The organism is Burkholderia sp. AU31624, from assembly GCF_020420065.1.
Taxonomy (GTDB): domain Bacteria; phylum Pseudomonadota; class Gammaproteobacteria; order Burkholderiales; family Burkholderiaceae; genus Burkholderia.
This window is the reverse complement of the sequence record NZ_JAIZRT010000003.1, coordinates 941533-954108: the sequence shown is the minus strand read 5'-3', so window position 1 is coordinate 954108 and position 12576 is coordinate 941533. Positions and strand designations below refer to the sequence as shown.

The 12576-nt window shown below is 67.1% G+C and carries 14 protein-coding genes; 5 read left to right on the top strand and 9 right to left on the bottom strand.

The window, feature by feature from the left end; all coding sequences use genetic code 11:
- Positions 1 to 75: 75 nt before the first annotated feature.
- The 4 genes from LGM89_RS14720 to dapF all read right to left on the bottom strand — a co-directional run bounded on the left by LGM89_RS14720 (position 76) and on the right by dapF (position 3937).
- The gene (locus LGM89_RS14720; protein ID WP_089495831.1) at positions 76 to 1290 is read right to left on the bottom strand and encodes a class I SAM-dependent rRNA methyltransferase; all 1215 of its coding nucleotides are present in this window, start codon (positions 1288 to 1290) and stop codon (positions 76 to 78) included.
- A gap of 76 nt (positions 1291 to 1366) precedes the next feature.
- Positions 1367 to 2287, bottom strand: a complete 921-nt coding sequence (gene xerC / locus LGM89_RS14715) for a tyrosine recombinase XerC (RefSeq protein ID WP_226273297.1) — start codon at positions 2285 to 2287, stop codon at positions 1367 to 1369.
- A 14-nt stretch (positions 2288 to 2301) separates the two neighbouring features.
- Positions 2302 to 3030: a DUF484 family protein gene (locus tag LGM89_RS14710; protein WP_226273296.1), complete on the bottom strand. Its 729-nt coding sequence runs from the start codon at positions 3028 to 3030 to the stop codon at positions 2302 to 2304.
- A gap of 37 nt (positions 3031 to 3067) precedes the next feature.
- Positions 3068 to 3937: a diaminopimelate epimerase gene (gene dapF, locus LGM89_RS14705; RefSeq protein WP_089441252.1), complete on the bottom strand. Its 870-nt coding sequence runs from the start codon at positions 3935 to 3937 to the stop codon at positions 3068 to 3070.
- 384 nt (positions 3938 to 4321) lie between these two features.
- On the opposite strand from dapF, the gene LGM89_RS14700 reads away from it, so the two are divergent.
- Together LGM89_RS14700 and LGM89_RS14695 are read left to right on the top strand one after the other, a co-directional pair.
- Entirely contained in the window at positions 4322 to 4600 is a 279-nt protein-coding gene (locus LGM89_RS14700; RefSeq protein WP_226273295.1) for a type II toxin-antitoxin system RelE/ParE family toxin, read from the top strand.
- 13 nt (positions 4601 to 4613) lie between these two features.
- Entirely contained in the window at positions 4614 to 4916 is a 303-nt protein-coding gene (locus LGM89_RS14695) for a HigA family addiction module antitoxin (protein ID WP_089457101.1), read from the top strand.
- A gap of 21 nt (positions 4917 to 4937) precedes the next feature.
- Here LGM89_RS14695 and lpxL read toward each other — a convergent pair whose 3' ends face one another.
- Positions 4938 to 5822: a lauroyl acyltransferase LpxL gene (gene lpxL, locus LGM89_RS14690; RefSeq protein WP_089495827.1), complete on the bottom strand. Its 885-nt coding sequence runs from the start codon at positions 5820 to 5822 to the stop codon at positions 4938 to 4940.
- 265 nt (positions 5823 to 6087) lie between these two features.
- Here lpxL and metK point away from each other — a divergent pair, with 265 nt between their 5' ends.
- A complete protein-coding gene (gene metK / locus LGM89_RS14685) occupies positions 6088 to 7275 on the top strand; it encodes a methionine adenosyltransferase (protein WP_039353866.1) in 1188 nt (395 codons plus the stop codon).
- 122 nt (positions 7276 to 7397) lie between these two features.
- Here metK and LGM89_RS14680 read toward each other — a convergent pair whose 3' ends face one another.
- The gene (locus LGM89_RS14680) at positions 7398 to 7739 is read right to left on the bottom strand and encodes a hypothetical protein (RefSeq protein WP_089426563.1); all 342 of its coding nucleotides are present in this window, start codon (positions 7737 to 7739) and stop codon (positions 7398 to 7400) included.
- A 352-nt stretch (positions 7740 to 8091) separates the two neighbouring features.
- Between LGM89_RS14680 and LGM89_RS14675 the strand changes: the two genes are divergently transcribed.
- A complete protein-coding gene (locus tag LGM89_RS14675) occupies positions 8092 to 8865 on the top strand; it encodes a phytanoyl-CoA dioxygenase family protein (protein WP_226273294.1) in 774 nt (257 codons plus the stop codon).
- Positions 8866 to 9013: 148 nt separating this feature from the next.
- Here the strand turns inward: LGM89_RS14675 and LGM89_RS14670 are convergent, their stop codons facing one another.
- A complete protein-coding gene (locus LGM89_RS14670) occupies positions 9014 to 9220 on the bottom strand; it encodes a DUF3185 family protein (RefSeq protein WP_011353528.1) in 207 nt (68 codons plus the stop codon).
- Positions 9221 to 9413: 193 nt separating this feature from the next.
- On the opposite strand from LGM89_RS14670, the gene mgrA reads away from it, so the two are divergent.
- Positions 9414 to 10457 (top strand): L-glyceraldehyde 3-phosphate reductase, encoded by a 1044-nt coding sequence (gene mgrA / locus LGM89_RS14665; RefSeq protein ID WP_226273293.1) that lies wholly within the window; start codon positions 9414 to 9416, stop codon positions 10455 to 10457.
- 110 nt (positions 10458 to 10567) lie between these two features.
- On the opposite strand, the gene LGM89_RS14660 is transcribed toward mgrA, so the two are convergent.
- Both LGM89_RS14660 and LGM89_RS14655 read right to left on the bottom strand, forming a co-directional pair.
- Positions 10568 to 10753: a hypothetical protein gene (locus LGM89_RS14660; RefSeq protein ID WP_011353526.1), complete on the bottom strand. Its 186-nt coding sequence runs from the start codon at positions 10751 to 10753 to the stop codon at positions 10568 to 10570.
- Positions 10754 to 11055: 302 nt separating this feature from the next.
- A complete protein-coding gene (locus tag LGM89_RS14655) occupies positions 11056 to 11937 on the bottom strand; it encodes a DMT family transporter (RefSeq protein ID WP_226273292.1) in 882 nt (293 codons plus the stop codon).
- Between the last annotated feature and the right edge of the window lie 639 nt (positions 11938 to 12576).

Here is a 12576-nt window from a genome sequence, read left to right as displayed (position 1 = left end):
ACGACAGGCGGGAGCGCGGATCCGCCGGGCGCCAGGGCGCGGCCGGCGAACGGTTACGCGCGTAGATCGGGGCGATCAGACGATTTGCAACAGCAGGCCCTTCAGATATTCACCTTCCGGGAAGGCCGCGAGCAGCGGGTGATCGACGCCCGCGCCGAGGCGTTTCAGGATGCGCGCGTCCACCTTCGCGTCGGCGGCCGCGCCCGCGACGATCTTCTGGAACAGGTCCATGTCGATCGCGCCGGAGCACGAGTACGTGAACAGCAGGCCGCCCGGACGCAGCAGCTTGAAGCCGCTCAGGTTGATGTCCTTGTACGCGCGCGCCGCGCGATCGACGCTGTCGCGCGTCGGCGCGAACTTCGGCGGATCGAGCACGATCAGGTCGAAACGCTCGCCTTCATCGACGAGGCGCCGCAGCGTCTTGAATGCGTCGGCGTCGAGCCAGGTCGCGCGTTCGGCGTCGAAGCCGTTGGCGACGACGTTCTGCTGCGCGAGCGCGAGCGCATCGCCCGACGAGTCGATCGACACGACGCGCTTCGCGCCGCCCTTGAGCGCCGCGAGCGAGAAGCCGCCCGTGTAGCAGAAGCAGTTCAGCACGTCGCGACCGGCCGCGTACTGCGCCACCAGCGCGCGGTTGTCGCGCTGGTCGACGTAGAAGCCCGTCTTGTGGCCGTTCGGCACGTCGACGTGATAACGCACGCCGTTTTCGTTCGAGATCAGTGTCGCGGGCGGCGCATCGCCGGCCAGCACGCCGGTCGTCTGTTCGAGCCCTTCCTTGTCGCGGATCGACACGTCCGAGCGCTCGTAGACGTTCGGGCAGTCCGTGGCGCCGACGAGCGCCTTCACGATCGCGTCCTTCCACGCCTCGACGCCCGCGGCCATGAACTGGCAGACGAGCTGGCCGCGCGGGGCGGCGCCGGCTTCGGCGGTGTCCGCGACGTAGTAGTCGACGATCAGCCCCGGCAGCCCGTCGGCTTCGCCGAACACGAGCCGCACCGCGCCCGTGCCCGACACCATCGTCGTGCGGTGCGCGACCGCGCGCTGCACGCGGCGCTTGAAGAATGCGTGGTCGATCGGCTCGTTCTCGTCGAAGCTCCACACGCGCACGCGGATCTGCGATTGCGGGCTGTACGCGCCGCGCGCGAGGAAGCGGCCGTCGTGCGCGCGCACGATCACGGTCGCGCCGGGCGCGGGCTTGCCGTCGACGCGGTCGATCGCATTGGCGTAGATCCACGGATGGCGGCGCAGCAGCGATTTTTCCTTGGACGGCTTGAGGGTGACGGTTTGCATGATGAGATCGAAATGGGCCGTGCGCGAAGCCGGCCGTGGCCGGTCGCCGCGCGCGGCGGGTAACACGGGACGCGCGTCAGTCGCGCTTCTTCGCGCGCGGGTGCGCGCTGTCGTAAATCTTCGCGAGATGCTGGAAGTCGAGCGATGTATAGACCTGCGTCGCGGAGACGCTCGCGTGGCCGAGCAGCTCCTGCACCGCGCGCAGGTCGCCGCTCGACTGCAGCACGTGCGTCGCGAACGAGTGGCGCAGCACGTGCGGATGGACGTTGGCGGGGATGCCCGCGGTGAGCGCCGCGCGCTTCACGCGCTCGCGCACGACGCCCGGCGACATCCGGTTGCCGCGCACGGACACGAACAGCGGATGCGGATCGTGCTTCACGAATTCGCCGCGTACCGCGAGCCACGCGTTCAGCGCATCGATCGCCTTGCGGCCGACCGGCACCTTGCGCTCCTTGTTGCCCTTGCCGCGCACGGTGACCTCGGCTTCGGCGAGGTCGAGCCAGCCGGTCGAGCGGTAGCCGTCGGCCTGCGTGTACATCACGTCGAGCCCGATCAGCTCGGCGAGGCGCAGCCCCGACGAATAGAACAGCTCGAGAATCGCGTGATCGCGAATGCCTTCGGTCGTGTTGGCAAGCGGCGCGTCCATCAATGCGGAAGCATCGTCGACCGACAGCGCCTTCGGCAAGGTCTTCGCGCGTTTCGGCGCGCGCACCGCGGCGACCGGGTTCGCGGGCATCTCGACGCGCTGCGCGAGCCAGCGGTAGAACGCGCGCCACGCGGACAGCCGGTGCGAGATCGACCGGGCGGACAGCCCGCCCGAATGTGCGCGCGCGACCGCGCCGCGCATGTCGGCGGCCGTCAGCGCTTCGAGCGGCCGGCCGTTCGCGAGCCTCTTCAGCTCGTCGAGTTCGTGCGTGTAGCCGCGCAGCGTGTGTTCCGACAGCTGCCTGACGTGCTTCAGGTTCGACAGGTAGGCGGCGATCGGATCGTCTGTCATCGCGTGCGGCAGGATCAGTGCGGCAGCAGGCGCGTGAGCGCGGCGCTCGCGAGCGTCGCGATCTGCGCGAGGAAGTCGGTGGCCATCCCGTCGTGGAAGCGGCGCGGGTCGGGCGAGCCGAGCACGAGCAGGCCGAACGCGGGCGCATCGTTGCCCGCGAGCGGCGCACGCAGCGCGAGCAGCGCGACCGACGCGGCCGAGCCGTCGCCGGCGGAAGACGCGGCTTCCGCGCTTTCCGCCGCATGCGCGGCCGGGGCGGCGACCGCGGGCGCGAGCCACTGCGCGGCCTCGAAGCCCGTGTTCGCACCGCAATACGGCGTCGACAGCCCGTTCGTGAACAGGCGCACTTCCTCGCCGACCTGGCGCGCGAAGTCGGCCTGCGAGTAGGTGTCGGCGACATCCCACACGCGCAGCGCCGTCTGCGGCACGTCGAAGACTTCGGCGATGCCGTCGGCGATCGTGCGCGGCAGCGCATACGGATCGCGTTCCGCGATCACGCGTGCCGTCCAGCGGCTGAACTTCGCGGACAGGCTGTCGTTCTCGTGGCCGTAGCGCACGAGCTCGGCGAGCCGGCGCTCGAGATGCTTGTTCTTGTCGCGCAGCATCTCCATCTGCCGCTCCTGCAGCGAGATCGCGGCCTTGCCGTGCGGGTTCGCGAGGCGGATCGTCGCGAGCAATTCGGCGTGCTGCGCGAAGAATTCGGGGTTGGCGAGCAGGTAGTCGGCGACTTCGCGATCGTTCATGTGGCTGGGGCGTTCAGTTATCAAGGACGTTGCAGGGTCAGACGTTCAGGTCGATCTCGCCTTCGAACACGGTCGTGGCGGGGCCGGCCATCATCAGCGCGGCGGCTTCGTCGCGCGCGCCGTCCCAGCTGATCGTCAGCGTGCCGCCGTGCGTGTGCACGGTCACCGGCGAATCGAGCAGGCCGCGCCGGATACCGGCCGCGACCGCCGCGCACGCGCCGGTGCCGCACGCGAGCGTCTCGCCCGCCGCGCGTTCGTACACGCGCAGCTTTACTTCGCTGCGCGACACGATCTGCATGAAGCCGGCGTTCACGCGCTCCGGGAAGCGCGCGTGGTGCTCGATCAGCGGGCCTTCCTCGAGCACCGGATACGCCTCGGTGTCGTCGACGACCTGCACCGCGTGCGGGTTGCCCATCGTCACCGTCGAGATCCAGCGCGTCGCACCGCCGACGTCGAGCGGCCACAGCGTGTCGCGACCCTCGGTGCGGCCGTCGAGGCCCGCTGCGTCGAACGGCACCTGCGCCGGCGTGAACACGGGCGCACCCATGTCGACGACGACTTCGCCGTTGTCCTGCATCGTCAGCGTGATCAGGCCCTTCATCACCTGCACGCGCACGCTGCGCTTGTCGGTCAGGCCGCGGTCGCTGACGAATTTCACGAAGCAGCGCGCGCCGTTGCCGCAGTGTTCGACCTCGCCGCCGTCGCAATTGAAGATCCGGTACTTGAAATCGACGCCGTCGACGGTCGGTTTCTCGACGAGCAGCAGCTGGTCGGCGCCGATGCCGAAGTGGCGGTTGGCGAGCGCACGCACCTGCGCTTCGGTGAGCGGCGGCAATGCGCGCGAATAACCGTCGAGCACGACGAAGTCGTTGCCCGCGCCGTGCATCTTGGTGAACGAGAGTTTCACTGGGTCCGGATTTCCATGGCGAACAAGGCGGTCAGCGCGGCGCGCGTGACGCCGCGCCATGCCGGGCGGCCTCGTTCGTCGTGCTGATCTCAACCGCAAATGATACATGCAGCCGACAGGGGGCGTCCTGCGCGGGCGGAGGCGGGTGGGGGCGAAATGGGGTACATCTGCCGATCGGTCGACTGGTCGCGTGTGCGACAGGCGGGCAGATTGATGCGGTGTGACGGGCCTGTCGTGGTGCCAGCAGGGTTCGGCGAAAACACGGGATGGCGCGGACGCGTACTTTCGTACAGGTCAAATTGACAACGCAATCAAGCGATTCGTATAGTGTGGCTATACGCATGGGCCATGCTGTCGACATCGTGACTCGAATCTGGGAGATCCATGATCAAGTCGTGGCAGCACAAGGGGCTGGAAGCGTTTTTCACGAACGGGAACAAGGCGGGCATCCGGCCCGACCATGCGCCAAGGTTACGGCGCCAGCTTGCACGTCTCGACGTCGCGAGCCGGCCGCTCGACATGAACGTGCCGGGCTGGCGGTTTCACGGCCTTGCCCGTGGACTGGACGGCCATTTCGCGGTGAGCGCGAGCAGCAACTGGCGTCTGACGTTCAGCTTCGAGGGTGCCGACGCTGTTCTGGTCGATTACCAGGACTACCACTGAGGTGATTCAAGCGATGACTCGCATATTCAATCCGCCGCATCCAGGCGAATCGCTGCGCGACGACGTGTTGCCGGCATTCGGCCTGACCGTCACCGAGGCCGCGGCGCAACTCGGCGTCACGCGTGCGGCGTTGTCGCGCATTCTGCATGGTCATGCGGGGATCTCGCCGGAAATGGCGTTGCGCATCGAGGCGTGGCTTGGCGAGGAGAACGGCGGTCGCGCGGATCTGTGGCTCGCCCAGCAATCCGCTTACGACTTGTGGCAGGCGCGCGCGAAAGGCGTGCCCAAGGTGGCGAGAGCGCGGGCACGCACGTGACCGCGCTCTCATGAGCATGGCTCAGTACAGGCTCGGCTCGCCGTTCGGGCGCGTCTTGAAGCGCTTGTGGACCCAATAGTATTGCTCGGGCAGCAGCGGAATCTGTTCCTCGAGGAATGCGTTCATCCGCCGCGCGTCGAGATCGTCGTCGCCGGTCGGGTAGTGATCCCACGGCTTGAATACCTTCAGACGGTAGCCCTTGTAGTTCGGCAGCACCTCGCCGATGAACGGCACGACCTGCGCGCGGCCCGTCTTCGCGAGCCGGCCGACCGCCGTCAGCGTGCAGGCGGGCACGCCGAAGAACGGCACGAACGTCGAATTGCGCAGCCCGTAGTCCATGTCGGCGCCGAGCATCACCGGCTTGCGGTCGCGCAGCCAGCGCAGCACGACGCGCGCGCTGTCCGCGCGGCCGACCATCTCGGCGTCGAAACGCCCGCGCGCCTTCTTCGCCTCTGCCTCGAGCACCGCGTTCGAGAACGGCTGGTAGAGCGATCCGCAGCGGCGATGCAGCGAACGATTCAGCCAGATCGAGCCGGCCTCGATGCCGACGAAATGCAGGCCGAGGAACAGCGTCGGCGGCAGGTCCGGATCGTCGAGGTCGACCGCGCTGTCGACCTGGATCAGCTTCGCGAGCTTTTTCTCCGAGCCGAACCACTGCACGCTGCGTTCGACGTAGCTGCGGATCGCATGGCGGAAATGCTGCCCGGCAATTTCCTCGCGGCGTTCGTCGCTCCAGTCAGGGAAGCAGAGTTTCAGATTGGTGTGTACGATGCGCTTTCGCCGGCTGGGGATCTTGTAGAGCAGCCAGCCGAGACCATCGCCGAACCGTGCGGTCAGGCCGTACGGCAACAGGGCGAGCAGTTTCAGCAAGCCAATGGCGAGGTGCGTGGCTAGACGACCTAGCATGCGAAACCTCCGTGGGACCGGCTGGCCGGCGCTTTGCGAACAGGGTGGTGAGACAGCGGAAGATGCAGCACGGGCGGCGCTCTGTGACAATTCAGGAAAGCCGCTATAATACGGGCTTCGCCGAGTTAACTGACAACTTGCGGGGCGAAGCCGGTTGGCGTCACACACGCTGCCCGGTCCTGGTAATCCGCTAAAGCGTCGCCGCTTCAGGCCCAACGAAGCTGGCTACGTGAAACCAACCGTAACCACACAGGAGCCTGAAAAAGTGGCAAACGATTATTTCTTCACGTCCGAATCCGTCTCTGAAGGCCATCCGGACAAAGTCGCGGACCAGATCTCGGACGCGATCCTCGATGCCATCCTCGAGCAGGACAAATATTCCCGCGTCGCGGCGGAAACGCTGTGCAACACGGGTCTCGTCGTGCTGGCCGGTGAAATCACCACGACGGCCAACATCGACTACATCCAGATCGCGCGCGACACGATCAAGCGCATCGGCTACGACAACACCGACTACGGCATCGACTACAAGGGTTGCGCGGTGCTCGTCGCGTACGACAAGCAGTCGCCGGACATCGCCCAGGGCGTCGATCGTGCACACGACGACAACCTCGACCAGGGCGCGGGCGACCAGGGTCTGATGTTCGGTTACGCGTGCGATGAAACGCCGGAACTGATGCCGCTGCCGATCTACCTGTCGCACCGCCTCGTCGAGCGCCAGGCCAGCCTGCGCCGCGACGGCCGCCTGCAATGGCTGCGCCCGGACGCGAAGTCGCAGGTGACGGTCCGCTACGTCGACGGCAAGCCCGATTCGATCGACACCGTCGTGCTGTCGACGCAGCACGCACCGGACATCGAGCTGCCGGCGCTGCGCGAAGCCGTGATCGAGGAAATCATCAAGCCGACGCTGCCGGCCGACCTGATCAAGGGCGACATCAAGTTCCTGGTGAACCCGACCGGCCGGTTCGTGATCGGTGGCCCGCAGGGCGACTGCGGCCTGACCGGCCGCAAGATCATCGTCGACACCTACGGCGGTGCCGCACCGCACGGCGGCGGCGCGTTCTCGGGCAAGGATCCGTCGAAGGTCGACCGTTCGGCTGCATACGCAGGCCGCTACGTCGCGAAGAACATCGTCGCCGCCGGCCTCGCGTCGCGCGCGCTGATCCAGGTGTCGTACGCGATCGGCGTGGCCGAGCCGACCTCGGTGATGGTCAACACGTTCGGCACGGGCCGCGTGTCGGATGCGGTGATCACGAAGCTCGTGCGCGAGCATTTCGACCTGCGTCCGAAGGGCATCATCAAGATGCTCGACCTGCTGCGCCCGATCTACGAGAAGACCGCTGCTTACGGCCACTTCGGCCGTGAAGAGCCGGAGTTCTCGTGGGAAGCGACCGACAAGGCGCTCGCCCTGGCCGAAGCGGCCGGCGTCGAGCCGACGGCACGCGTCGCGTGAGCGTCGTTCGCCTCAAATGAAAAACCCCGGCTAGCCGGGGTTTTTTTATGCGTCCGATCGCCGCAGCGATCGGGTAACGGCGCGACGGCGATCGTCGCGCGGCGGTGCCCGCCGGCGTGCGCTCAGCGCGCGCCGAACCCGAACCAGCCGTTGCTGGCCGCGAGGCGGCGCGGGCGGTTGACGCGGCGCTGCGGGCCGAGCGTGCGGCGCAGCGCGAGCGCGCGCAGCGACGACGGCTTCTGCAGCAGCGAGCGCAGGCCGGCACGGCGCGAGAACGCCTGCGTGCTCATCATCGAGAAAAATGCGTGGAACCACGCACGGATACCGTCCAGCCGGCTATGTGCGGGCGTACGCTCGGCCAGCGCCTGCGTGCGTGCGCGGTGATGGCGCAGCGAGCGGGCAGGAGCGGGCGGCACGACGCGCTTCGCAGCGCGGCTGAGACGGGAAGTCAGACGGAATGGCATGTGAACGATGCTTCGCTTGTATGGATGGCGCCTTTGGGAGCGCACTGGTATGAACGGCCTCGGATTGCGCAACGGATCTTACCGAAACCCGTTGCGCGCCGCGCCCGCCAGAATTGACAGGCCGCGACAGGCTACAGGGGATTCATGACGGGCAAAAGTCGCGATAAACCCTTGTGCCATAACGCGTGTGCCGCATACCGCCTGTCGCTGAGGCCAGCGCCGCGCCGCACAGTTCCCTTGAGCCGGATCAAATTCGCGATTGGCATGCCCCTGCGCACGACAATGGTGCTGTTCGCGGCATCCGGCGCCGATTTACAATCGTCACATTCACACAATAAGCGTCTGGCATCCCATGTCGTCTCCATTGCAGTCGGAATCGATCCGCGCGCAAGTCGCGGAATTGCGCGAGCGCGGCTTCGTCGTCGCGCGTGGCCTCGTCAGCGACGAGCAGTGCGCGGCGCTCAGGCAGGTCGCGGAGCGCCAGTTGCGGGAGGCGGCCGAGCCGATCGAGTTCGAGGCGGACCTGCGCTATCCGGGCGCGCCCGAGTCCAAGCATGCGCCGGGCGGGCATACGGTGCGGCGGCTGCTCGACGCGTATTCGCGTGATCCGGCCTTCGCCGAGCGCGCGATCGCACCCGAAATCGGCGCGTGGATGCGCGAGTATTTCGGCGAAGAGCCGGTGCTGTCGCGCGCGCATCACAACTGCATGATGACCAAGCATCCCGCGTACGGCAGCCTGACCGGCTGGCATCGCGATTTCCGCTACTGGTCGTTCGAGCGTCCGGACATGGTGTCGGTGTGGCTCGCGCTCGGGCCGGAAACGAACGAGAACGGCGCACTGTGGCTCGTACCGGGGTCGCATACGGCCGAATTCGGGCCCGAAGCGTTCGACGATGCGAAGTTCTTCCGCAGCGACCTGCCGGAAAACCGGAAGATGATCGATGCGGCCACGTGCCCGTCGCTGCAGACCGGCGACGTCGTGTTCTTCCACAGCAACACGCTGCATTCGGCCGGGCAGAACCGTTCCGACCAGGTGAAGTTCTCGCTCGTGTACACGTATCACGGCGCGAGCAACCGGCCGGTGCCCGGCACGCGCTCGGCATCGAAATCGGAAGTGCCGTTCTAGGCGCGCAGCGGGCGGCCTTCAAGGCCGCGGCGATGACGCGATGCCGCGCATCGCGGGTGCATGGAACAACGGGCGGCCTGGCCGCCCGTTTCGTTTGGAGCGCGGCCCGAGCGCATGACGCGGGCCGTGCGTGCATCGCGCGGGGCGCTCAGCGCTTGCCGCCCGGCATCGCGAGGCCGATCAGGCCGATGAACGATGCGACGGCACCGCCCACGATCAGCAGGATCGTCTTCGTCGCGGGCGAACCGGTGAAGAAGCGCGACACGTTGTCGTTGATCGAATGGAACGACTGGCCGCCGAAATACAGCAGCACGACGCCGCCGACGAGCAGCGCAACCGAGATGACCCGGGACATACCAACCTCGCAGAAACGGTGATTCGAGACGCCGCAGTGTAGGCGACGGCCGCGGCCGCGTCCATCGTCGCGCCGTCGAGCGCGTTCCGGCCGCTTTCGCTACCATAGTCGTCGTATGACTCCTTCGCCGCCGCCGCGCCGCACGCGCGGCCGGCGCGCGTCCCTTCTCCCGATGTCCTGACGGAACCGACTCATGGCCTACGAAGCAGCTTCCGAACGTTATGCAGACATGCAATACCGCACCTGCGGCAAATCCGGGCTCAAACTGCCCGCGCTGTCGCTCGGCCTGTGGCACAACTTCGGCGACACGACGCCGATCTCGACGCAGCGCGACATTCTGCGCACCGCGTTCGACCTTGGCATCAACCACTTCGATCTCGCGAACAACTACGGGCCGCCGTACGGCAGCGCGGAGACCAACTTCGGTCGGCTGCTGAAGGAAGATTTCCGTCCGTATCGCGACGAGCTGCTGATCTCGACCAAGGCCGGCTGGGACATGTGGCCGGGGCCGTACGGCAGCGGCGGCGGGTCGCGCAAGTACGTGCTCGCGAGCCTCGACCAGAGCCTGCAGCGGATGGGGCTCGACTACGTCGACATCTTCTATTCGCACCGCTTCGACGCGCACACGCCGCTCGAGGAAACGGCGGGCGCGCTCGCATCCGCCGTGCAGCAGGGCAAGGCGCTCTACATCGGCATTTCGTCGTACTCGGCGGCGAAGACGCGCGAGATGGCCGAGCTGCTCGCGCAATACAAGGTGCCGCTGCTGATCCACCAGCCGTCGTACAACCTGCTGAATCGCTGGGTCGAAACCGAACTGCTCGGCACGCTTGACGAGATCGGCACGGGCAGCATTGCGTTCACGCCGCTCGCGCAGGGGCTGCTCACGTCGAAGTACCTGAACGGCGTGCCGGCCGACGCGCGCGTGAACAAGCCGGGCGGCGGCTCGCTGAAGCAGGATCACCTGAGCGCGGACAACCTCGACCATGTGCGCAAGCTCAACGCGATCGCCGAACGGCGCGGGCAGAGCCTCGCGCAGATGGCGCTCGCCTGGGTGTTGCGCAACGGCCGCGTGACGTCCGCGCTGATCGGCGCGAGCCGCGCGGAGCAGGTGCGTGAAAACGTCGGCGCATTGACGAACCTCGAATTCTCGGCGGAAGAGCTCGCGGAGATCGATCGTTACGCGACGGAAGGCGGCATCAATCTGTGGGAAAAGCCGTCCACCGATCAGGCGATCTGACCGGCAGTCGATACGGCATGCGAAACATCGCGTGCCGTATCAATGGCTTGCGCGCAACACGTCGCATCGCTGCAGTGCAGCGATGCACGTCACGCACGGGTGGTGCGCCACTAGATCAGCGCAGGCAGGCCTTCGACGAGCAATACCGCGACGCCGACGCCGAGGATGACGCCCAGCACGCGCAGCAGGTTGTGGCGGAATTCGGTCGCGCACGGCACCGCGCCGAGAAATAGCGCTCCGGCCAGCGCCATCGGAATCAACAGGATGAAGTCGCCGATCGTGAAGTAGGTTGTCATGCGTGTCTCCAAGGTCGACCGGAGCGGGCGCATGCGCGCTTGCTCCGGCCCCATGCCGGGTGTTTCTAGTCTTGGTCCGGCCCGATTGCGAGCGGGGCGGTCAATTCGAGTATAGGCAACCGACAGCGCTTTTCGCTATCCGAACCATTAAAAATCAGCGGAAAGCCCCGTGAATCGCGCACTTTTCCCGCAAGTTAGACGAACGCCTTGCGCGTATCTTTCTCGCGCCTTTCGATTTTTGCGGATTCGTCGTATGTGTCCGATGCGTGCCGCCGCCCCCGCGGGCGCGGCGGCACGCCCGCTCATGCGCGGTCGGGTTGCACGCGGGCGGCCGGCGCGCGGAACACGAGCGCGAGCCCCGCGATGATCGCGCCCATGCCGGCGAGCGCGAGCGGCTCGGGCCGGTTGCCGAGCCACGCGGCATCCATCAGCGTGGTGACGACGGGCACGAGATAGAACAGGCTCGTCACGTTGACGAGATCGCCGCGCTGCATCAACCGGTAGAACAGCAGTTGCGCGATCACCGAAATCACGATGCCGAGCCACAGCAGCGGGATCACGAAGGCCCAGCTCAGGTCGAACGACACCGGCCGGAACGGCACGATCGCCACGCACAGCGCGAGGCCGATCGCATTCTGCAGCGGCAGCACGTCGGCGGGCGCCGCACGGACGCGTTTTTGCAGCAGCGAGCCGGCAGTCAGCGCGACGAGCGCGGTGAGCGCGCACGCGATGCCCGCGAGTGACAGGCCGCCGTCTCCTGTGCCGCGGAACACGACGAGCGCGAGACCGGCCAGCGACAGCGCGAGCCCCGCGATGCGCACGGGTTGCCAGCGCCGCTCGACGATCGCGAGCGTGAGGATCGGCTGTACGCCGAGGATCGTCGCGAGCACGCCCGGCGCGATCCCGCGTTCGAGCGCGAGCAGGTAGAAGATCGAATAGCCGCCCATCATCAGCAGGCCGGTCAGCGCGGCCATGCGCCGTTCGCCGCGCGGCGGCAACCAGCGCTTGCGCAGGAACGCCAGCCCGAGCAGCACGAGCGATGCCAGCGCGAAACGTGCGGTGAGAAAGACGAACGCGGACGCGTGACGCAGCCCGAGTTCAGCGAAGATCGCGCCGCTGCTCCACAGCAGCACGAAGAGCGACGTCGCGCCATGCGCGGCGAGCGCGCGTTTGAACGAAACCATGTGAATCCACCTGTCGAACGGATCGGAATGTTCCATCCGCGCGCGCAGCAGCACGCCGTGCGTCACGACGCACGAATGCGAGCCTGCGGGCGAATGGAAGACGAAACGAAAAGCCGGCTGGTCAGCCGACGCGTGCCGCCGGAGGGGGCGGCGCGGCGCCGACGAGCGGCGGGGCGACAGGAGGAGGAAGGACCGACGGATGCGCGCACGCCTGCGGCCGCGAGTCGAACTGCGGCCGGGATTGTGCGAGGGCGGACGTGAGCGGATGCATCGTGTCGGAATGCGCTTGAACGCGAATGAGCATCAAAGGTACCGCAAGGCCTGCATCGGATGCAACACAAGTCGGTGGCGCATCGCACGGCGAAGGTCGGAGGGCGATGCGTGGGCAACCGTTGCTGTGCGGGCTGCGTTCGAGGCAGGGGGAAGGTGATGACGGCGTCGCGTGATTCGGCAATCGCAGTCGCGCGAAATTGCCTGGTGACCCGATACCGGATTCACGGTGCATGTGGGGCGTCCGTCACGTACGCGCCGCGGTGATGCCGGGGATTCGGCGGCCAGTCACATTCGACAGGGTATGATGGGGGTAACCGGGCGGGCAAGCGTCTACCCCGGCGCAGTGGTTGATTGGAGACATTCGAC